This window comes from Synechococcus sp. H55.7 (assembly GCF_047462395.1).
Lineage (GTDB): Bacteria > Cyanobacteriota > Cyanobacteriia > Thermostichales > Thermostichaceae > Thermostichus.
The window spans coordinates 36,135-55,963 of record NZ_JANSJD010000009.1 but is presented as its reverse complement, the minus strand read 5'-3'; the positions used below and the strand labels follow the sequence as shown (position 1 = coordinate 55,963).

At 59.8% G+C, this 19,829-nt stretch carries 17 protein-coding genes; 7 read left to right on the top strand and 10 right to left on the bottom strand.

The window, feature by feature from the left end; translation table 11 throughout:
* Nucleotides 1-115: 115 nt before the first annotated feature.
* The 5 genes from NW851_RS06100 to NW851_RS06080 all read right to left on the bottom strand — a co-directional run bounded on the left by NW851_RS06100 (nucleotide 116) and on the right by NW851_RS06080 (nucleotide 5,770).
* Complete coding sequence (locus NW851_RS06100; protein WP_414337300.1) at nucleotides 116-1,462, bottom strand: FGGY-family carbohydrate kinase; 1,347 nt, start codon at nucleotides 1,460-1,462, stop codon at nucleotides 116-118.
* Nucleotides 1,463-3,073 carry a glycoside hydrolase family 57 protein gene (locus NW851_RS06095; protein WP_414335697.1) on the bottom strand — a complete coding sequence of 537 codons (1,611 nt, stop codon included), beginning with the start codon at nucleotides 3,071-3,073 and terminating at the stop codon, nucleotides 1,463-1,465. It lies immediately after the preceding gene.
* Nucleotides 3,074-3,246: 173 nt separating this feature from the next.
* On the bottom strand, nucleotides 3,247-4,728 hold the full coding sequence (gene glgA, locus NW851_RS06090) for a glycogen synthase GlgA (RefSeq protein ID WP_414335696.1): 1,482 nt from the start codon (nucleotides 4,726-4,728) through the stop codon (nucleotides 3,247-3,249).
* Nucleotides 4,729-4,890: 162 nt separating this feature from the next.
* Complete coding sequence (locus NW851_RS06085; RefSeq protein ID WP_414337299.1) at nucleotides 4,891-5,328, bottom strand: DUF2996 domain-containing protein; 438 nt, start codon at nucleotides 5,326-5,328, stop codon at nucleotides 4,891-4,893.
* Between the two features lie 76 nt (nucleotides 5,329-5,404).
* Nucleotides 5,405-5,770 (bottom strand): NAD(P)H-quinone oxidoreductase subunit M, encoded by a 366-nt coding sequence (locus NW851_RS06080; RefSeq protein WP_414337298.1) that lies wholly within the window; start codon nucleotides 5,768-5,770, stop codon nucleotides 5,405-5,407.
* A gap of 107 nt (nucleotides 5,771-5,877) precedes the next feature.
* Between NW851_RS06080 and NW851_RS06075 the strand changes: the two genes are divergently transcribed.
* The gene (locus tag NW851_RS06075) at nucleotides 5,878-6,966 is read left to right on the top strand and encodes a radical SAM/SPASM domain-containing protein (RefSeq protein ID WP_414335693.1); all 1,089 of its coding nucleotides are present in this window, start codon (nucleotides 5,878-5,880) and stop codon (nucleotides 6,964-6,966) included.
* 60 nt (nucleotides 6,967-7,026) lie between these two features.
* Here the strand turns inward: NW851_RS06075 and ylqF are convergent, their stop codons facing one another.
* A complete protein-coding gene (gene ylqF, locus NW851_RS06070; protein ID WP_414335692.1) occupies nucleotides 7,027-7,878 on the bottom strand; it encodes a ribosome biogenesis GTPase YlqF in 852 nt (283 codons plus the stop codon).
* A 172-nt stretch (nucleotides 7,879-8,050) separates the two neighbouring features.
* Here ylqF and NW851_RS06065 point away from each other — a divergent pair, with 172 nt between their 5' ends.
* Entirely contained in the window at nucleotides 8,051-8,536 is a 486-nt protein-coding gene (locus tag NW851_RS06065; protein ID WP_414335682.1) for a 2Fe-2S iron-sulfur cluster-binding protein, read from the top strand.
* A 75-nt stretch (nucleotides 8,537-8,611) separates the two neighbouring features.
* Here NW851_RS06065 and leuC read toward each other — a convergent pair whose 3' ends face one another.
* The 3 genes from leuC to NW851_RS06050 form a co-directional block, all read right to left on the bottom strand.
* Nucleotides 8,612-10,015 carry a 3-isopropylmalate dehydratase large subunit gene (leuC, locus tag NW851_RS06060; RefSeq protein WP_414337297.1) on the bottom strand — a complete coding sequence of 468 codons (1,404 nt, stop codon included), beginning with the start codon at nucleotides 10,013-10,015 and terminating at the stop codon, nucleotides 8,612-8,614.
* Between the two features lie 132 nt (nucleotides 10,016-10,147).
* Nucleotides 10,148-11,236, bottom strand: a complete 1,089-nt coding sequence (locus tag NW851_RS06055) for a polysaccharide deacetylase family protein (protein ID WP_414335678.1) — start codon at nucleotides 11,234-11,236, stop codon at nucleotides 10,148-10,150.
* A gap of 79 nt (nucleotides 11,237-11,315) precedes the next feature.
* A complete protein-coding gene (locus NW851_RS06050; RefSeq protein ID WP_414335677.1) occupies nucleotides 11,316-12,308 on the bottom strand; it encodes an NAD(P)/FAD-dependent oxidoreductase in 993 nt (330 codons plus the stop codon).
* Nucleotides 12,309-12,514: 206 nt separating this feature from the next.
* Here NW851_RS06050 and NW851_RS06045 point away from each other — a divergent pair, with 206 nt between their 5' ends.
* The 5 genes from NW851_RS06045 (at nucleotide 12,515) to NW851_RS06025 (ending at nucleotide 17,494) form a co-directional block, all read left to right on the top strand.
* Nucleotides 12,515-13,471, top strand: a complete 957-nt coding sequence (locus tag NW851_RS06045) for an SPFH domain-containing protein (protein WP_414337296.1) — start codon at nucleotides 12,515-12,517, stop codon at nucleotides 13,469-13,471.
* 3 nt (nucleotides 13,472-13,474) lie between these two features.
* Nucleotides 13,475-14,026, top strand: coding sequence for a ribosome maturation factor RimM (gene rimM, locus NW851_RS06040; protein ID WP_414335673.1), 552 nt, complete (start codon nucleotides 13,475-13,477; stop codon nucleotides 14,024-14,026).
* Between the two features lie 202 nt (nucleotides 14,027-14,228).
* Entirely contained in the window at nucleotides 14,229-16,157 is a 1,929-nt protein-coding gene (gene gyrB, locus NW851_RS06035; RefSeq protein WP_414335672.1) for a DNA topoisomerase (ATP-hydrolyzing) subunit B, read from the top strand.
* A 344-nt stretch (nucleotides 16,158-16,501) separates the two neighbouring features.
* Nucleotides 16,502-17,113, top strand: coding sequence for a glycerol-3-phosphate 1-O-acyltransferase PlsY (gene plsY / locus NW851_RS06030; protein ID WP_414337295.1), 612 nt, complete (start codon nucleotides 16,502-16,504; stop codon nucleotides 17,111-17,113).
* A 36-nt stretch (nucleotides 17,114-17,149) separates the two neighbouring features.
* Nucleotides 17,150-17,494, top strand: coding sequence for a gamma-glutamylcyclotransferase (locus NW851_RS06025; RefSeq protein ID WP_414337294.1), 345 nt, complete (start codon nucleotides 17,150-17,152; stop codon nucleotides 17,492-17,494).
* Here the strand turns inward: NW851_RS06025 and NW851_RS06020 are convergent.
* Nucleotides 17,491-19,674, bottom strand: coding sequence for a cation:proton antiporter (locus NW851_RS06020; RefSeq protein WP_414335783.1), 2,184 nt, complete (start codon nucleotides 19,672-19,674; stop codon nucleotides 17,491-17,493). The two genes, NW851_RS06025 and NW851_RS06020, sit on opposite strands and share 4 nt — an antisense overlap.
* Nucleotides 19,675-19,829 lie beyond the last annotated feature (155 nt).

Genomic DNA, 19,829 nt, shown 5'->3' with positions numbered 1-19,829 from the left:
ATCCAACTTCCCTCACCCCTGGCCCCTCTCCCAGTGGGAGAGGGGAGGCGAGCGGTTAGCTCTTCGGGGGATCCCTAGAAATTGGAAAAGATAAAGAAAAGAAATTGGAAACTCCCTAGAAAAGGCGGCTACGGAACTCCGAGTAGATCTCGGCATAAGCCTTGACCCACTCGGAATCCGGCTGGATGAGGCGTTCCACCTGTACCAAGCGATCGGCAGCCTGCTGCACCGAACAGCACCAATAGGCTGAGGCGGCCAGGATGGCTGCCCCTACCGCCGGCTCCGGGTGCCTGACCACTGCCAGGGGGCGGGCGAGGATGCTGGCCCGCAGGCGCAGCCAGAGGGGGCTTTTGCAGCCGCCGCCAGTGGTTAATAGCGGCTCTTGCACTGGGATCCCGTGGGCAATCAAGGTTTCCAGCCCCAGCCGCTCCACCATCGCCACCCCTTCCAAAAGAGCTGCATAAAAGCGAAGGGATCCCACTTCCGCCTGGGGCAAGAAGCCGGCAAATTCGCTATCCAGGATGGGGAAACGCTCGCCGGGCCGGCAGAGAGGATAGCTGACTAGGCCCGTGGGCAGATGGGCCTCCGCCTGCCGATCCAAGGCAGCAAAGTCGCCGCCGGGAAAGAAGTGGGGCAGGACGCCGCCGCCGCAAAAGGAGGCCGCCCCCGGCCACCAACCGCTGCGGTCGGGGTGCAGATGAGAATAGATACTCGGCGTTTGCACAGGGTCAGGGCTGTTGGCCTTGAAGATAAGAGTTGTGCCCAGGCTGGTGGAAACCTGCCCCAAGCGAGTAGCTCCTGCTGCCAGTTGCCCGGCGCAGCCATCGGTGATCCCGGCAGCAATCAGCACTTCTGGCCCCAGCTCCCACTCAGGCCGCACCGTTCCCAGAACTGTTCCTGGCGCCACCACCTCAGGAAAGCGCTTGGGATCAAGGCCTTGCTGAGATAGCCGCTCCCGCGGCCAGGTGTAGGTTTCCAGGTCAAAGCCGCTCTTGAGGGCATGGGTGTGATCGGTTACCCGCCGGCGGCCCCCCAGTTGGCTGAGGAGAAAGTCCGCCGGATGGGCCAGGTAGCTGTCCCGGTATTGGTCGGGATGGGCCTCTGCCCACCACAGCCAGCGGCCGAGCCCCCAACTGGCAGGGATCCCCAGGCGCTGGGCCTGGGCCTGACCCCGCCGGTCGGAATACAGCCAGGCTTGATCCAGCGGCATGCCCCGCCCGTCCACCGGCAGCACTGTACCCGAGGTGCTGCAGGCACTCAGGGCAACAATGGCGTAGCGATCCCCCAGTTGAGCTTTGAGGTGGCCCAGCAGCGCCTTCAGGGTGCGCAGCCAGCGGCCTGGATTGGTTTCCGGGGGATCCCAGGAGCGCTCGCTTTTGACCACCACCTCCCCTGTCTCGGAGAGGGCCACCACCCGCATCCCCGAAGTGCCCAGATCGATCCCGAGAAATACAGGGGACATTCAGAGGGGCCGGTAAACTCGGTAGTTGATGTTGGGGAAGATGTTGTCCATGTATTCCACCTTGGCCAGCCACTGCTCGTCTTCGGGGGTGGCTTTTTCTCGCCGCAACTGGCCGGCTTGGATCTTCTCGTAGAGGTGATTGAAGCGCAGCAGGTGGGACTTGGTGCGACGTACGGCATAGGGAACCATCGTCCCCGTGCGCATGATGAAGGCCCAGTCGGAAGATTGGGCCAACAGCACTTCCCGCGCCGCCTGGTTCAGGGCTCGCCACTCCAGGTCATCGGCGGGCTCACGGCGGCTCAGCTCGATCATCCGCTCGGTGGCCTTGTGCAAGTGGGGATAGATCCAGGCGTTGGTGGGGTTGAGCCAGTACTCGTGGAAGCCGCGCGCCCCCCAACTGGATTGGGCCGGTTTGCACACCTGTTGGGTGGGGTTCTCCCGCAAGTACTCCGCCAGGTGGGTCATGCGATAGGTGGTTTGGTCGAAGTAGCTCTTGCGAATGAGAAAATCCAAAAACCAGGGGCCCTCGTACCACCAATGGCCGAACAGCTCAGCATCGTAGGGAGCCACCACCAGCGGCGGGCGCCCCATGACGCTGTGCAGATATTCGATCTGTCGCTGGCGGTTGAACATGAAGTTGCCCGCATGTTCTGCCGCCTTCTCCCTGGCCCAGTAGGGATCGTAGAGTTCCTTCTGCCCTAGATCTAGGTTCCGCCCCGTGATGCGGTGGTACTTGATGCCGGTGTTTTTCCGCTGGCCGTTGGGCATGATGTAGGGCTTGATGTATTCGTAGTCGGCCTCATACCCCAGGTCTTTGTAGAACTCGCGATAGACGGGATCCCCGGGGTAGCCCACCTCCGCCGACCACACCTGTTGGGAAGACTCGTGATCCCGACCGAAGACGGCAACACCGGTCTCGGTAAAGATGGGGGCGTACATGCCGTAGCGGGGCCGTGGCTTGGCGTAGAGCAGGCCGTGGGCGTCGGTGATCATGTAGCGCAGGCCGGCATCGGCGATCATCCGCTCCAGCCCTTGGTAGTAGGCGCATTCCGGCAGCCAGATCCCCCGCGGCCATTGGCCAAAGTGCTCGTTGTAGTGCTCGCAGGCCACGATAAGTTGGGCCCAAACCGCCTGCGGGTACATCTGCATCAGGGGCAGGTAGCCGTGGGTGGCGCCACAGGTAATGATCTCCAAGTTGCCGCTGTCCTGAAACTGTTTGAAGGCCCGCACCAGATCCCGGTCGTAGCGCTCCCAGAGATCGCGGACCATGGCAAATTGCTTGATGTAGTGCTCGGCTAGGTAGCGAATGTGGCCGTTGGTGGCGTTCTTGTCGTACTCCAGTTGGGCCAGCTCTTCCAACTTGGTTAGATAGTGGTCGTAGCGCTCCTGCAGCAAGGGATCCCGCAGCATCGACACCAGCGGCGGCGTCAGAGACATGGTGAAGCGAAAGTCGATGCCATCTCGCCGCAGCCCCTCGAACATGTGCAGCAGCGGGACATAGGTCTCGGTGATGGCTTCGTAGAGCCACTCTTCTTCCAGCACAAAGTCCTGCTCGGGGTGGCGCACAAAGGGCAGGTGTGCGTGGAGTACCAAGGCAAGATAGCCTATCATGGCGGCTAGGGATCCTCAGGTGGGAGAAGATAAGGGAGCAAGCTTTCCTTCCCCAGCAATCAATCTGTAGGGAAGGTTAAGAGCAGCATTGCTACCTATCGTCCAGCATTTCCCCCTCGCGGTCAAGGGCTGGGATCGCTGGGGATCGCTGGTGGCCGCCGGGGGGATGTTGGTCAGGACCAGCGGTGGCGAATTTGGTCGTAGATCTCCAGGTATTCTTTGCCGGGGTAGTTCCAGGAGTAGTCGTAGCTCATGCCCTGGATCTGCAGTTGGCGAAACTGGTCGGGGGCGGTGTACCATAGGTCGATGGCCCGATCCAACGCCGACTCTAGGGCTGCGTGATCCGTGTGGTAGAACACGTAGCCATTGCGTTGCTCAGGCAATTTGCAACTGTCGTAGTCGCGGTCAAAAACGGTATCCACCAGGCCGCCCACGCCCCTCACCACCGGAACTGTGCCGTACTTGAGGCCGATCATCTGGGTGAGGCCGCAGGGCTCGTAGTGGCTGGGCACCACCAGGATGTCTGCCCCTGCATAGATGAGGTGGGAAAGTTCTTCGTTGAAACCCAGCTCGATGTGAACGTCGGGGTTGTCGTTGAGGTAGCGTTTCTCATGGGCAAACCAGGCGCCGATCCCCGGCTCCGTGGCGGATCCCAGGAGAACAAACTGGGCATTTTTGAACAGGGAGCGGTAGATGGCGTGGTGCACCAGATGCACGCCTTTCTGTTCATCGAGGCGTCCGATATAGGCCACAATCGGCTTTTCGACATCTTGCAACAGCAGCCGTTCCCGCAGGGCTCTTTTGTTTTTGGCCTTGTTTTCCAAAGTTTGCGCTGTGTAGCGAAAAGGAATAAAGCGGTCGATCTCAGGGTTCCAAATATCGTAATCGATGCCGTTCAGGACGCCGCGAAACTTGTGCTGGTGTAAATAAAGCGTGTGACCCAGCCCATAGCCGTAATCGCCAAATCGCACTTCCAGGGCGTGGTTGGGAGAAACCGTGGTGACAAAGTTGGAAAAGACGATCCCGCCCTTCATAAAGTTGAGGGCAAAGGGGTTAAAGTTATCTCGCAGACGATCGTAGTGGAAGTAATAGGGCTCCCGATTGAGGCCAGTGGCCCAAAGAATTTCCGGGCCGCCAAAGCCCTGGTGCTTGAAGTTGTGGATGGTGTAGCATACCCGCTGGTTTTCCATGCCGTGGTACTTGTAGATCTCAAAGAGCAGTACCGGCACCAGTCCTGTCTGCCAGTCGTGACAGTGGATGATGTCGGGGCGCTTGTTGCTTTTGAGGAGAAACTCCAAAGCTGCCTTGCTGAAAAAAGCAAAGCGCATGTTGTCGTCTGGGCAACCATAGTAGCAGCCGCGATTGAAGAAGTTGTCGCCGGAGTGGGGCTCAATAAAAAAGCAAAGGCGGCCATGTACCCAGCCGCAGTACACCGAGCAGTGGATGGCTCCCCCATACCAGGGCACCCAGAGGTCGCGGTAGGCATCGTGCAAGCCCCAGATCTGGTCGTAGCGCATGGTGTCGTACTTGGGCAAAACCAGCTCGACACAGTGCCCCCGCACTTCTAGCTCCCGGCTGAGGCCGTACACCACATCCCCTAGCCCACCCGCCTTAATGACGGGGGCACATTCCGACGCAATCTGCACGATGTACATTTCGAGATCTCCCGTAGCACCGCCTTACTTTTCTTCACAAAAGATAATCTCTTTTGGCTTCGCTAGCCCATCCCCCGCCTCAGCGAAAAGGGATCCCCGAATAGGGATCCCTTCTGGCAGAACAGGCGCGATTTGGCTGGGCTATCTAGGAGCTTGGATCCCTCAATACCACTGCTGGGCGTAGAGGCGCTGCACCAGATAGAAAACAAACAGGTTCACGTCGACGCGGCGCTCGTCGATCATAAAAGACTCGAGGGTGCTGGCCGGGGATCCTTCAACAGCACAGCGGAAGAACTTGGGCCCGTTGAGGGATCCCTCAGCAAAGAGGACGCTAAACTGCTTCTTGCCGCCGGCAAATGAGCCGACCAGCGTCTTGCCCTCCAGCCGCAGTTGCAGATCGTTGACGCCGCGTTTCTCAAAAGCGGCGATGGTTGCTGGGATCACGTCTTCTGCAATCAGTTGCTCAAAAGGCTTCTCTTCCTTGGCCGGTTTTTTCGCGGCGGCTTTGGCGGAGCCAGTCGCCCCAGTAGCAGGATTAGCGACCTCGACAGGGGCCGACTTTTCGCCAGTGATCTCTTGAGGGGTGGGTTCTCCAGACATGGATCGGTGCTCCGACAACAAGTAAGTTGGGCTACAGACTCAAATGGGCTAGATCTGTCCAGAAGGGCGAAGAGGGCTAGCCTTTGGGGATGTACTGGCTGACGATCCCTTCGGCAGGGATCTGGGGGAAGCCCATGCTGTAGTTGGGAGTACGCCCCTGCAGGTTGTAGGCAATCTCCCCCTGCTTGAGGAGAGAGCGAATGAAGTGTTCCAGGTCAGACCCGATGCGCCGTAGGTTGTACTCGGTCAGATCCCGGCCCCTGTACTCTTCCACCAATTCCTCAAAGCGGGCATAGACCTTCTGCAGGGCGGCATCGTTCCAGACCAGCTCGTTATCCGGATCCACATCGAGGGTGAGCAGATCGTCGCGGGGCACAAAGTTGTTGTCGGCAGTAACCTCGCCGGCAAAGATGTGAACGTGGCGGGTGGTACACTTCAGCATTACAATGGCTCCAATCTGGATCTAACCTTCTCAACAGCGTATCACTACCTAGCGCCAGTGGGGGATCCGCCATTTGTCCTCAGCCTGCTTCCGCCCAGGTTTTCTCTATGCCTGCTGCTGTTTCCCCACTGGAGCGACTACACATCGAGGTAACCAACGTTTGCAACTTTAAGTGTGAGTTTTGTCCAGATGCGATCATGCAACGGCGGCGGGGGCATATGGATCCCGCGCTGCTGGAGCAGATTTTGGCAGAGGTAGCGGCAACAGGGCTAGCCCGCGTGATTGCTTTTCACCTGATGGGGGAGCCGTTGCTCTACCCACACCTTTTTGAGGGCATTCACAGGGCCGCTGAGCTTGGTCTCCGCCTGCACTTGACCAGCAACGGTAGCACCTTCGCCCTCTGGCCAGAGCACGTTGAAAAGCTGAGCCGCAGCCGGCTGACGAAGTTGACGCTCTCTCTGCAAACTCCCGATCCGGCTACCTTCAGCATCCGCGGAGCACCGACCCGCCTGACGCCGGAGCGCTACTTTGCCGGGATCACCCAGTTTCTGCAGACGCATTTGCGCTCGACCAGCCCTACGCGGGTGCATCTCAAGTTCCTGGATACCAGCCCCCACCCTTTTTTGGTGCCGCACAAGGCTCTTTCGGTGATCGATTCTGCCCAGCAGATGCGCGCTCAGCTCTCGGCTTGGGCCAGACGAGCTTTGCAAGGGATCCCTGATGCACCGGCTCCCGATTGGGTGGACGCCCAGATTGCCACTTATCGAGCGGGCCGCTGGCAGCAGATCCCCATCCATCCGCGCTTGGTTTTGGAAACGTTCCCGTTGGACAGTTGGGGCAATGTGGAAACAAACCGGGTGATCCCAGCCCGTTGGGGATACTGCAATGGGGCTTCTGCTCAGGCGGGGATCCTCTACGACGGTACGGTGGTGCCTTGCTGCAAAGACTACGAAGGGCGAATCCCACTGGGGCAGGTGGCGCCGGGGAGATCCCTGGCCGACATTTTGCGGGGCCAGCCGGCCTGTGTGCTGCGGCAGGGGTTCCATCGCTTGCAGGTGAACCATCCCGTTTGCCAGCGCTGTATGGGCGGAGACACTTTCGCCAAAGCCTTGGCCAGGCAAGTGGGTTCTGTTGTCTACTTCAAGGTGTACCGGCCCTGGAAACAGAGCTTGGATCCCGGCTGGGGACAAGTGTGAATGGTTTCCAGATAAAGTCAATGCCCCCTGGCGGCCCCACGTGACTTTCTTTTGGGCGGCTCAGGTATCGGGAGGGAGTTCCAAGACCAGTGGCCCCAGCAAGCCCTTGCGATAGTCGTTGAGAATTTGCCGCGCCGCTCGTTCGGGATTCCCCTGATAGCGTCGCTCGGCCAGCTCTTGCACGGCTACGTTGCCGAGAGGGATCGCATCCGTCCAGCCGTAGCGCTTTTGTAGGAGCGCTTGGGCTTGGGGCTGCACCTTCAGCACCTGATCCAAAAAGTGGGCCGCCACCCGTTCGGGATCGTAGGCGGCTGCGCCGATGTCATCGCAGATGGCCAACAGAGAGGCCGCCTGCTGATCCGGCAGAGAGGGCGGAATGATGCCCGGCGAGTCCAACAGATCCAACTCCCCTCCCAGCCGCACCCATCGCAATTGCCGCGTCACCCCCGGACGTGCGGCGCTCTCGACGGCCCGCCGCCCCAAAAGCCGGTTCAGCAAAGCGGATTTGCCCACGTTGGGAAAGCCCACCACCACGGCCCGAACCGCCCGCGGTCGCATGCCCCGCTGTTGACGTCGCCTATTGACCGCCTGCCCCAGTTGCAAAATCGCCTGTTTAAGGCGATTCACTCCTTCTCCCGATTGGCCGTTGGTGGGATAGACAGGGATCCCTTGCCGTAAAAAATACTCCTGCCAAGCTTTCAGATCCCTGGCTTCGATACAATCCACCCTGTTCAGAGCCAGGAGGCGAGGTTTTTCCCCCAGCCATTGGCCCAGATCGGGATGGCGGCTGGCCAACGGGATCCGTGCATCCACCACCTCGATCGCCACATCCACCCGCTGCAACTGTTCCCGCAACTGGCCAATGGCCTTGGCAATATGGCCGGGATACCACTGGATGGCCGGAGAACCCATGCCGCCAAAACGTTGAGAGTGAACAACAGCAATCAGCAGTGGGATCCAATCTAGCCCAATTCCCCACAAGAGGCTCGACTGGCCCACCAAAGTATTCAATAATACAAGGCAGAGGGCGCTAGGATCCCTCGCCTGGGCAAGCTAATGCTAAGGCATGTAACAGAGGAGAACTATGGTCAAACGCGTGCGATTGGATCCCATTGCCCAGGTGTCTGAGATTGCCACCAACAGCAATTTGCTCTCGGTGCTGCTGCAAGAAGAGCTGAATGTGTTGAAAGAGTGCGGCGGGCGCGGCCTCTGTGCCACCTGCCATGTGTATGTGAAAGAGGGGATGGAGTCTCTCTCGCCGGTCACCAAGCGGGAGCAGCGCACTCTGGAGGTGATCACCACTTGCAAGCCCAATTCCCGACTGGCCTGCCAAGCGCGGGTCCTGGGAGAAGGGGTGGTGGTGGAATTGCCGGCGGGGATGTACATCAATGCCTTTAAGGATATCGAGGCGTTGATCGGGCGGCGGGCCGAACAGCCGCTCTTGCACCCTGTAACCGGCGCGATTTTGGTCCAGCAAGGCAAGCTGATTACGCGCTCGGTGCTGGAATCGGTGAGGGATCTGGATCTGGATATCCAAGAGGCTTTGACTCGCAGCAGCCGAGATTTTTAGTGTTCGCGAAGCGGAACGTAGTCCTTGAAGCCCGCACTCTATGCGTCAGCATGAGCGCGGGAGTACGTCACGGTTTCAAAGCAGCGTTCGCACATCCACCACTTTGCCGCTCACGGCCGCTGCCGCCACCATGGCCGGGCTCATGAGCAGGGTGCGCCCGGTAGGGGATCCCTGACGGCCCTTAAAGTTGCGGTTGGAAGAAGAGGCGCTGATCTGGCGCCCCACCAACCGATCCGGGTTCATCGCCAAACACATGGAGCAGCCGGGATCCCGCCACTCAAACCCTGCTGCCTCGAAGATCTCCCGCAGGCCCTCCTGTTCGGCCTCCTGCTTGACCCGCTCCGAGCCGGGTACTACAAACGCCTTCACCCCAGGCGCCACCCGCCGCCCCTTGACGATCTTGGCCGCCTCCCGCAGGTCGCTTAAGCGGCCATTGGTGCAACTGCCAATGAAGCAGACATCCACCGGCGTCCCCACAATGGGATCCCCCGGCTGCAAATCCATGTAAGCATAGGCCTCTTGGGCCAGTTCCCGCTCGCTTTCCGGCAGCTCCTCGGGAGCCGGGATCCGCTCATCCACGCCAATACCCTGGCCAGGGGTGATCCCCCAAGTAACCGTCGGGGCAATGTCGGCAGCTTGGAACACGACCACGTCGTCATAGACCGCATCGGGGTCACTGGCCAGGCTTTTCCACCAGGCCACTGCCTCTTCCCAGTCAGATCCCTGGGGAGCGAACTCCCGCCCCTTTAGATACTCAAAGGTTACCGCATCGGGATTGACGTAGCCGCAGCGGGCTCCCCCCTCGATGGACATGTTGCAGAGGGTCATGCGCTCTTCCATACTCATGGCCTCGATGGCGCTGCCGCCGTACTCGTAGGCGTAGCCCACCCCGCCTTTGACCCCCAGCCGGCGGATGATGTGCAGGATAACATCCTTAGCGTAAACCCCCGGCCCCAACGTGCCCTGGATCTCGATGCGGCGCACCTTGAGTTTGGACAAAGCTAAGGTTTGGGTGGCCAACACGTCCCGCACCTGGCTGGTGCCGATGCCGAAGGCAATCGCCCCAAAGGCCCCATGGGTGGACGTGTGGCTATCTCCGCAGGCAATGGTCATCCCCGGCTGCGTCAGCCCTTGCTCCGGCGCGATGACATGCACGATCCCCTGCCGACCGGAGCCGCTGTTGTAGAAGCGAATGCCATGTTGCCGACAGTTGCGCTCCAATTCCTGGATCATCTCCTCCGCCAAGGGATCGGCAAAAGGCCGCGCCCGGCCGTCGGTGGGAATGATGTGATCCACTGTAGCCACCGTCCGCTCCGGGAACAGAACCGGCAGATGACGCTCCCGCAGCATGGCAAAAGCTTGCGGGCTGGTGACCTCGTGGATCAAGTGCAGGCCGATGAACAACTGCGTCTGCCCCGAGGGCAACATCCGCACCGTGTGAGCATCCCATACCTTGTCGAATAGTGTCCTCTCGCTCATCTTCCCGGCCTGTAGCCAATTCCTGTAACCCTTCAATGTGCTACCTGGGGGAAAGCTTGTCAAGGTACAGGCTTTCGCACCTCAGTTCTCTGGCCAGGAAACTCCTGCGGTAGCCGATGAGAAGAGTCGCCTTCAAGCGGGATCCCTGAAAGCCGGCCAGGGCAAAAAGCGATAGCCTGCCTCTTCAATGGCGGCGACGATATTCGGCAGGGCCTCGGCGGTATGGGGCCAGCGATCGTGCAGCAGCAAAACCAGGGGTTGATCCGAATTCTTGAACACCTGCAACTGGGCTTGAACGCGTTCCAACAGTTGGGCCGCCGTTTGGCCGGCATAGGCATCTTCTGGGCTCATGTTCCAGTAAAGAACGCGATACCCTGCCTGCTCCAAAGAACGCCGTAAAGCCGAATCGAGACGAAAACCTCCCGGCGGCCGAACCACCAGTTGGGGATCCAAATGCAACGTTTTCAGCAGTTGCGTTGTCTGATCCACCTCGGCATAGAAGATCGCGTCACTGCTGTAGAGGCGTCGATAATCGTGAGTAAACGTATGGTTGGCTATGGTGTGGTGGTGAGCCCGAATGGATTGGGCCAATTCTGGAAATTGAGAGACATGATTGCCGATAAGAAAGAAGGTGGCCGGAATCTGTAGCTGATCCAAAACCTCTAAAAGGCGAGGGGTGGACTGTGGCCAGGGCCCATCGTCAATGGTGAGGAAAGCAGAACGGGGCGGCACCTCTAATAAGGGCTCCAGCACCTCTTCCAAAGGCAGGGGCAAAGGCTGGCTGTTTTCCCAAGGATCAAGCCAATTGGGATCTGCCGCCCAGCCGTGTTGCAGCACCACCTCCACATGAGGGGGAGCAGGGGTGATCAACAGGCGCCCGGTGTGCTCGTCCTGGTTGCCCCAGCTCAGCCGGTAGGGCAGCTCCGCAGGCACCTCAACAAGGGTCGAACGGGTAATCACGGCATAGGGAATGTCGATCAAATAATGCCCGTTCACCCGCTCTTGATGAACCCAAGCAGCAGAGGGAGCCGACAAATAAATGAGGAGATCTTGCGGGTTGCTGCCGCGCACGACTCGAACGCTCTCAATCGGGAGAACGGGGTCGTATTCTGAGGTCAGGGTTAGGTTGAGATCGAAAAGCGGTTGGGCCTCCACCGCGTAGTAGTACAGCCCCACCAATAGGAAAACCAAGAAAAAGATCGCCGCTTTCAGAGAATGCATGGAAGTTGCCGGGGCTTTCGCAACAATCATAGGGCAGAAGGCTACCCCAACTCTCCAGAGAGAGCAGGATGAGCTCAACTTATGAGCGCAGGCGCTCTTCCCATTTACGAGCAGGAGAGGCGCGGCGGATGTCCCGCCAGATGGCTGTGGCAGCCAGGGTGCCATCGGCAACCGCAATTGACACCTGGTTCAGGCCCTGCTTCAAATCCCCGAGCGCAAACAGGCGCGGGTGGGCAGTGCGGCACCACTCGTCGGTGAGCAGACTCTCCCCTTGCCATTTCAAGTCAGGGATCCCTTTCAAGTAGTCGTTGTGGTATTTGGCTCCCATCGCCACCAAGCCGGTGGTAGCCTCAATGTAGGTGCCATCCTCCAGCTCTACCCCTCTCATCTGGTGGTTTTCTCCCCAAAAACGGCGAATGGGAGCTTCGTAGAGGGGATAGCCGTGTTCGGCCAGTTTTTGGCGCATTTCAGGGCCAACCGAGCAGAGGCCGTGGGTCAACACCGAGATATAAGGCGTAAACCAGTTGAGGACAAAAGCGGTGTTGATTTGAGCCTCGGAGCCGACGATCAAAACCGCCTTTTGATCCCGCATTTCATGGCCATCGCAGATCATACAAACATGCAGCGAGTAGCCCGCATACTCGTAAACATTTTGCATGTCGGGCAATTGCGGCAAATGGTCGATGATGCCCGTTGCTGCAATCAAATATCGGCTGCGAAAAACGGGGTAGAGGCTGTTGACTTTTCCCACCTTGACCTTGACGGCAAAAAGCTCTCCCTCATCCTTCACATCTTCCACATAGCCCCACAGATAGTCCACCCCCAAGCTGAGGGCGTGCTCCCTTCCCTGTCGCAACAGCTCCCGCCCTGGCGTGGTCGGAGGTAGGCCGAGATAATTGCGCAAATCCTGCATCCAAAAAGAGCGGCCTCTGCCTTTTTCTACGACCAGGCAGCTCAAGCCGTAGCGAGCCAGATAGATCGCCGCCGACAACCCCCCTGCGCCGCCGCCGGCGACAATGACATCGTAGATTTTGTTCAAGCCAACTTCTAGGTTCTTGCTGTTCAGCTTCATAGACGGTATCCTCTCGTAAGCTTTCTACTGGGTAACCTTCAAGTCGTCGGTCGCGGATCCAAAAACCTTAAGAAAATCCATATGTCCCGAAGGTCTGCTTATCCTGTTCATGCATCATGTCTCTATTAAGGCGTGTCGAGGTGAAGGGATCAGTTCCAACAACCGTCTAGAATAGGGGCTGAACTCTCTGTCAGGAGAAGAACCTTATGCCAGGCATCTTAGCGGCCATTGCCCTCATCTTCATTGGCTACCTGTTCAACTCGGTCAAGATCATCAGCCAGGGGTATGAGGCACTGGTAGAGCGTTTGGGCCGGTTTCACCGCAAGCTAACCCCAGGGCTGCACGTTATTCTCCCCCCCCTCGACAGAATTGTTTTCCAGGAAACCATTCGCGAGAAGGTACTGGACGTGCCACCGCAGCAGTGCATCACCAGCGACAACGTTTCGCTGATGGCCGATGCAGTGGTTTATTGGCGCATCACTGATATGATCAAGGCCCGCTATGCAGTGGAGGATGTGCAACGGGCTTTGATTAATCTGGTGCTGACGGCCTTGCGCGCCGAAATTGGCCGCATGGACTTGGATCAAACCTTTTCCTCCCGTGCCGAGATCAACGCCCGCCTTTTGACAGAACTGGACGAGGCCACCGATCCCTGGGGGATCAAGATCACCCGCGTAGAAGTCAGGGATATCCAGCCCTCTAAGACGGTGCAAGACTCGATGGAAAAGCAAATGGCTGCCGAACGGGAAAAGCGGGCCGCCATCCTCAAGTCGGAAGGGGAACAGCAGGCCAGCATCAATCAGGCGGCAGGGGCTGCTAAGGCACAGTTGTTGCGAGCAGAGGCCGAGAAGCGGGAGCGGCTGCTGCTGGCCGAGGGTACGGCTGAGGCCATCAAAACCATTGCCGCCACTCTGCAGGAGAACCCGGAGGCAGTCAATGCGCTGCAATACCTGATGGCGCAAAACTACATCGATATGGGTTTCAAGGTGGGCAGCAGTCCCAGCTCGAAGGTGATCTTTATGGATCCCAACTCCATCCCCGGCACCCTGCAAGGATTGGTCTCCATGGTGGACGTTGCCAAAAGCGGACAGGGCTCCGGATCGCAACCGTTGCGCACCTCCGCTGCTTTCCCAACTGAGGTGGATCTTCCTCGGCTCGACTAAACCATGGTGGCTTCAGCCCAGGAAGGAGCTCCTGCTTGGCTGCTGGTGGGGCAGGTGGTGGCGGCCCATGGCCTGCGGGGCTGGCTGCGGGTCAAGTGCTGGTCAGATTTCCCGGAGCGACTCACCCAGCCGGGGCCCCGTTGGCTGCAGCGGGATGCGGATCCGGAGCCCTTACTACATCCTTTGATCGAGGGGCAATTTTTCCCGGCTAAGGGCCTTTACTTGGTGCGACTGGAAGGGATCCCCGATCGAACGGCTGCAGAGGTTTGGGTGGGAGCCAAGGTGCTGGTGCCGGCTTCCCACCGCTTGCCCCTCCAGCCGGAGGAGTACCACTACCGCGATCTCATCGGCTTGGCCGTCTATCACCAAGGAGAGCTGCTGGGACAGGTTTCGGGGATTTTGGCCGCCGGCCAGGATGTGCTGGAGATAACAACCCCTGACCGCCGACAGGTGTTGATCCCTTTTGTAAAAGCCCTGGTGCCCGTTGTGGATTTGGAAAAAGGCACGCTTCAGGTACAGCCGCCGCCGGGGTTGGTGGAGAGCTTTCTGGGTTAGGGTCTGGAGAGATAGACTGATTTCTCTACCTGCATCCCCTCCTGAACTCGGCCCCCAGAAGCGTCTGTGTGGCTATTCTAGCCTTTTGTGCTACCATAGGGGCAGTTTTTTGGGATACTAGACTCACTCCTGGCCTTTAAGGTCAATTTTCTGGGTTTCTGTGGATCTTGGCTGGGGGTCTTCTTCAGGATTGGAGTTGCGAATGACGGAAAACTACGGTGCAGAGCAGATCCAAGTTTTGGAAGGCTTGGAGGCTGTGCGCAAGCGGCCTGGCATGTACATTGGTTCCACCGGGCCCAAGGGGTTGCACCATTTGGTGTACGAGGTGGTGGACAACTCCGTCGATGAGGCTTTGGCCGGCTATTGCGACGATATTCAGATTACCCTCTACCCCGATGGCTCGGTGTCTGTTTTGGACAATGGCCGCGGCATTCCGGTGGATATTCATCCCAAAACTGGGCAGTCGGCCCTGGTGACGGTGCTGACGGTGTTGCACGCGGGGGGCAAGTTCGGCGGCGGCGGTTATAAGGTCTCCGGCGGGCTGCACGGGGTAGGGGTGTCGGTGGTAAATGCCCTCTCCGAATGGGTGGAGGTGACGGTTTGGCGGGAGGGCAAGGTTCACTTTCAGCGGTTTGAGCGCGGGGCGGTGGTGGGATCCTTGCAATCCGAGCCGCAACCCCAGGGATCCAACCGGCGGGGTACAGAGGTGCGCTTCAAGCCGGATGGGCTGATCTTTCCCGAGCGAGAGTTCGACTATGCTCTGTTGGCGGCCCGCTTTCGCGAGTTGGCCTACCTCAACGCTGGCCTGAAAATTACCTTCACCGACCTGCGGCGGGATCCACCGCACCGCGAAACCTATCAGTATGCGGGCGGCATCAAGGAATATGTAGCCTTCATCAACCACGAAAAAACCCCCATTCACTCCGACATCATCTACATACGGGGGGAGCGGGATGGCGTCGAGGTGGAAGTGGCGCTGCAGTGGTGCTCGGATGTCTATACCGACACGTTGATCGGCTTTGCCAACAACATCCGCACCACCGAGGGGGGCACCCACTTGGAGGGCCTGAAAGCCTCTCTTACCCTCACCATCAACAGCCAAGCCCGCAAGCTCAACAAACTCAAAGATTCTGACAGCAACCTGGCCGGAGAAAACGTGCGGGAGGGGCTGACGGCTATCGTCTCGGTCAAAGTACCCAACCCCGAGTTTGAGGGGCAGACCAAAACCAAGTTGGGCAACACGGAGGTGCGGGGCATTGTCCAGACCCTCGTCTCCGAGGCGCTGGCGGAGTATCTGGAGTTCAACCCCAACGTGGCCAGGGGGATCGTCGATAAAGCCATCCAGTCCTTCAACGCTGCCGAAGCAGCCCGGCGGGCGAGGGAATTGGTGCGGCGCAAATCCGCCCTGGAATCTTCCACGCTGCCGGGGAAGTTGGCCGATTGCAGTTGCCGTGACCCGGCCGAATCCGAGGTGTATTTGGTGGAAGGCGACTCGGCGGGGGGCAGCGCCAAACAAGGTCGGGATCGGCAGTTTCAGGCGGTACTGCCTTTGCGCGGCAAGATCCTCAACATCGAAAAGGCAGATCCCGCCAAGATCTACAAAAATGCCGAGATTCAGGCGATGATCACGGCGCTGGGGTTGGGGGTTAAAGGCGATGAATTTGATCCCAGCCAACTGCGCTACCACCGCATCATCCTCATGACCGATGCTGACGTGGACGGCAGCCACATTCGCACCCTGTTGTTGACCTTTTTCTACCGCTATCAAAAGGCCCTTCTGGAACAGGGCTATGTCTATATCGCCTGTCCGCCGCTCTACAAAATCGAGTGGGGCCGCAATAATGTTCGCTATTGCTACAGCGACGCCGAGAAGGATCAGATCGTGCGGGGATTGCCGGCCAACGCCAAGTACACTATCCAACGGTTCAAGGGTCTGGGGGAAATGATGCCCGAACAACTTTGGGAGACCACCATGAACCCGGCAACGCGCACCCTCAAACAGATCACCATTGAAGATGCGGTGGAGGCGGATCGCATTTTCACCATCTTGATGGGAGATGCTGTCGGCCCCCGACGGGAGTTTATTGAGGCTCACAGTGCCCATCTGGATCTGGCGGCTCTGGATATCTAGCCGATGGCGGGAAGCTTTGCCCTCTGGAGGAGGGTCGCTCTCCACTGTCGGCAGTTACAGTCGTTTCCAACAGGATTAAGACACTTTGCCGCCGGCCCAAGCGCTCCGCGCCGCTCACGCGACCACCCCCGACCCCTCTCCCTCAGGGAGCAGCCCAAGCGCTCTGCGCCGCTCACGCGACCACCCCCGACCCCTCTCCCTCAGGGAGAGGGGAGTTAGGGATAGGCGCGTTCGCGGCAGCATTGCGTCGCAACAACGACGTAGAGAAACGTTTCATGAATAGGTCAGGGAGTTGCAGCTCAAGCCATGTGGCAAAGTGAGGGAAGAGCGTTCAAGATCCGGCCATGCCTACATTGTTTGCGGCTCTCCTGGCGGCGCTGGGGGGCTATCTCCTGGGATCCATCCCCACCGGCTACTGGGTAGGCCGTTGGTGGGGCGGCATCGACCTCCGCCAACAGGGATCCGGCTCGACGGGGGCAACCAATGTGTTGCGGACGCTGGGCAAGGGGCCGGCGCTGCTGGTGTTGCTGGTGGATGCTGCCAAAGGGGCGGCAGCGGTGGTCCTGGGATCGGCTTTGGGATCGCCGTGGTGGGTGGTCGTAGCGGCCCTGGGGGCGGTGATCGGCCATAGCCGCTCCTGTTGGCTGGGCTTCAAGGGGGGCAAATCGGTGGCCACCAGCCTGGGGATCTTGTTGGCTATGGCTTGGCCGGTGGCGCTGGCCACCTTTGGCGTCTGGCTGCTGGGGATCGCCCTCACCCGCATTGTCTCCTTCAGCTCTTTGCTGGCGGCAGGGGCGGCCCCGCTCTTGATGTGGGCAATGGCTCAGCCTCTGCCCTATGTGTTGTTTGCCTTGGCGGGCGGAGTGTATGTGATCGGGGCTCATCGACGCAACATCGAGCGCCTGCTGGCCGGCTCGGAGCCGCGCATCGGCCAAAAATTGGCCCAATCTCCCTAATTCACCCTGTCCCAGAGCACGATGGAACAGACGACAGTGGTTTTCGTTTACGGATCCCTGCTGCGGGGTGGCCAGTACCACAGCCTGCTGCAAGGAGCAGAGTTTTTGGGAACCGACAGCCTCAACCACATCGACCTCTACGATCTCGGCCCCTACCCGATGGCGGTTCCTGGCCAAAATCGGCTCTACGGCGAGCGCTACCGCATTCCCTTGAGCCTGTTACCCCGCCTAGACGAGCTGGAAGATCACCCGCGGCTGTACGAACGACGGTGGGTGCAATTGGAGAGCGGCACCTCGGCCTGGGTATACCTAGGTCAGCCCAAGCAGGTGCAGGGGTGCTCGCTCATCGCCAGTGGCCGCTGGCTGCCTCGAGATCCCTAGAGATCAAAGTGGAGCTTGACGCCCTCAACATACTGGGGCAGTAACTCGGCTGAGGGTGGATCCCATTCCGGGGGATCCGACTCTCTGGCAAAGGGAGCAGCGGCCTCTACAGGGCTGGACGTGCGCTCCAGGTAGTAGATGCGATCTCCGCGTCGCCAAACGTCCGGCTCAGGCAGGTAAAACAACCGGCCCAGTTGAGACGATCCGCCTCCCTCCCGGAACCAGCCCCCCAAGCGCTGCGGGCGCACCAGCAACAAAGGCAGGCAGAGATCGGCTTTGATGCGGTAGGCAAACTGATCCCGCAGCCGCTCCAACGTGGGATCCTCCACTTCCATCTGGGCTGAAAAGGGGTTGAGCAGAGCTGAGCGCGCCGCCGAGATCGACTCCTGGGCCGAGGCCACTGTCAATTGGGGGGGCTTCAGACCCAGATCCGCCAAGGTGGGCAGGGTGATCGAGCGCAACTCGGCCCGGTTGGCCTCCAGGTAGCCGGCCCAGCGCTGCAGTTGGGAAAAGGGGATCGGCAGGGTGCGGATCCCTTCTGAGATGGGCATCTCCGGCAGCAATACCGTCCAGATGGCAGCGGAAACCGAGAGCTTCACCATCAACTCGGCAATGGCCCAGTTCATCTGGGGATCCAAAGTCAGGATCAGCAGCGTCTCCGCATGGTCGATATCGGCTTTCAAGAAGGCTGACTCGCTCAGCACGGCTTCCTGCAAAGATCCGGGAAGCACCTGGCCAGGTTCCTCCAAGGACTCCGTCCCGCTGACGCGAACGGGCAGAGCTTTGGAGAGCCCATTGCTGGTGGGGGGCTGGGGCCCTGAGGTATGGCCGGCTTTGTGGCCGTTGAGCTCGGCTGGGCCGACAGGCTCGCGCAGACGGGATCCCGACGGCAGTGGCAGCACCTCCACCGCCTGGTTGAGGGAGCGCAGCAACTGGGCCAACTGGTCGACCAGCGGATGGTTGCCGACGATCACGGTAGAACTGCCCTGATCCAAGCCCAGCCAGCGGGCCACCCAGGCGGCGGTCAGCCCCTGCACCGTCACCGTGAGCGAGATGGTCAAAAACACCAGCGCCTTGAGGGCATCTCCCCCGGTAATGCCCCGCTCGGTGAGCAAAATGGCAAACAAAGAGGCCACCGAAGCCGCCACAATGCCGCGGGGGGCCAGCCAGGCCACAAACAGCTTCTGCCGCCAATTGAGGTCGCTGCGCCAGGTACACAGCCACACGCTCAAGGGGCGCACCACCAGCATCAGGCAGAGCACCGTGGCCAACGCTCCCCAGCCCAGAGCAAATACCGCCTTCAGAGAGAGGGTGGACGTGAGCAGGATAAACAATACCGAGATAGCGACCACCACCAACTGGCCGTGGAACTGGCGCACGCTCCGCTCGGCAATGGCCGCCTTCTGCCGCACCACCAGGCCCGCCATCACCACCGCCATCAGCCCCGCCTCGGAGCGCAGCGACTGGGCCAGGGCAAACACCCCCAGCGCCCCCGCCAGCACCACCGAGTTGCGCAGCTCCTCCGTCAAAAACTGCCGCGACCAGAGCAGAAAGGATCCCATCAGCCAGCCCCCCAGCGCCCCCACCGCCGACCCAATGGCCAAGCGGCTGGACAACTGCTCCAAGGCCATGAGGAAGCTGGGGTGGCCAGAAAGCACCACCTGCAGCACCACCACCGCCAAGATGGCCCCCACCGGATCGATGAGCACCCCTTCCCCTTCCAGCAGGGTGCTGACGGCGGAATCGACCCGTACCCGCTTCAGGATGGGGTTAATCACCGTCGGCCCCGTCACCACCACCAGGGATCCGAACAAAAAGGCCAGGGGCCAGGGAAACTCCCCCAAATAGTGGGCCGCCACCGCTCCCCCCACCAAGGTCAGCAGGGATCCCAGCAACACCAAATTGCGCAGGCTATCGGAGACTTGGTTGAGACGTTGCAGCCGCAGGTTCAGCCCCCCCTCAAACAGGATCAGAGCCACCGCCAACGACACCAGCGCCTCCAGCCCGGATCCCATAACCTGGGGGTGAACCCAGCTCAGGCCATCCGGGCCCAGCAGCACCCCAAACAGGAGCAGGAAAACAATGCTGGGCACCTTGACAAAATTGGCCAGGACTTGAGCTGCGATCCCGGCCACTAGGGCCAGCGTAAACAGGATCGTCAGCTCAAAGGAGTTTTCCATGCCGAGGCTCAACCTCCCTTAGCGAGAACTCTGTCCCAGCAGTTCTGTCTTGGTTAGCGTTGGGGCCACAGAAGGTTGACATGAACAGGCTGTTAACAACTACAAGTCGCTCCGGGCCGGGACAGACACAGGTGGGAGCAGCGAGAAAGCATCTT

Bases quoted from the DNA above. Each gene is read 5' to 3' on its own strand.
- NW851_RS06100 (WP_414337300.1), bottom strand. From the start codon at position 1,462: ATGTCCCCTGTATTTCTCGGGATCGATCTGGGCACTTCGGGGATGCGG.
- NW851_RS06095 (WP_414335697.1), bottom strand. From the start codon at position 3,073: ATGATAGGCTATCTTGCCTTGGTACTCCACGCACACCTGCCCTTTGTG.
- glgA (WP_414335696.1), bottom strand. From the start codon at position 4,728: ATGTACATCGTGCAGATTGCGTCGGAATGTGCCCCCGTCATTAAGGCG.
- NW851_RS06085 (WP_414337299.1), bottom strand. From the start codon at position 5,328: ATGTCTGGAGAACCCACCCCTCAAGAGATCACTGGCGAAAAGTCGGCC.
- NW851_RS06080 (WP_414337298.1), bottom strand. From the start codon at position 5,770: ATGCTGAAGTGTACCACCCGCCACGTTCACATCTTTGCCGGCGAGGTT.
- NW851_RS06075 (WP_414335693.1), top strand. From the start codon at position 5,878: ATGCCTGCTGCTGTTTCCCCACTGGAGCGACTACACATCGAGGTAACC.
- ylqF (WP_414335692.1), bottom strand. From the start codon at position 7,878: ATGGGTTCTCCGGCCATCCAGTGGTATCCCGGCCATATTGCCAAGGCC.
- NW851_RS06065 (WP_414335682.1), top strand. From the start codon at position 8,051: ATGGTCAAACGCGTGCGATTGGATCCCATTGCCCAGGTGTCTGAGATT.
- leuC (WP_414337297.1), bottom strand. From the start codon at position 10,015: ATGAGCGAGAGGACACTATTCGACAAGGTATGGGATGCTCACACGGTG.
- NW851_RS06055 (WP_414335678.1), bottom strand. From the start codon at position 11,236: ATGCATTCTCTGAAAGCGGCGATCTTTTTCTTGGTTTTCCTATTGGTG.
- NW851_RS06050 (WP_414335677.1), bottom strand. From the start codon at position 12,308: ATGAAGCTGAACAGCAAGAACCTAGAAGTTGGCTTGAACAAAATCTAC.
- NW851_RS06045 (WP_414337296.1), top strand. From the start codon at position 12,515: ATGCCAGGCATCTTAGCGGCCATTGCCCTCATCTTCATTGGCTACCTG.
- rimM (WP_414335673.1), top strand. From the start codon at position 13,475: ATGGTGGCTTCAGCCCAGGAAGGAGCTCCTGCTTGGCTGCTGGTGGGG.
- gyrB (WP_414335672.1), top strand. From the start codon at position 14,229: ATGACGGAAAACTACGGTGCAGAGCAGATCCAAGTTTTGGAAGGCTTG.
- plsY (WP_414337295.1), top strand. From the start codon at position 16,502: ATGCCTACATTGTTTGCGGCTCTCCTGGCGGCGCTGGGGGGCTATCTC.
- NW851_RS06020 (WP_414335783.1), bottom strand. From the start codon at position 19,674: ATGGAAAACTCCTTTGAGCTGACGATCCTGTTTACGCTGGCCCTAGTG.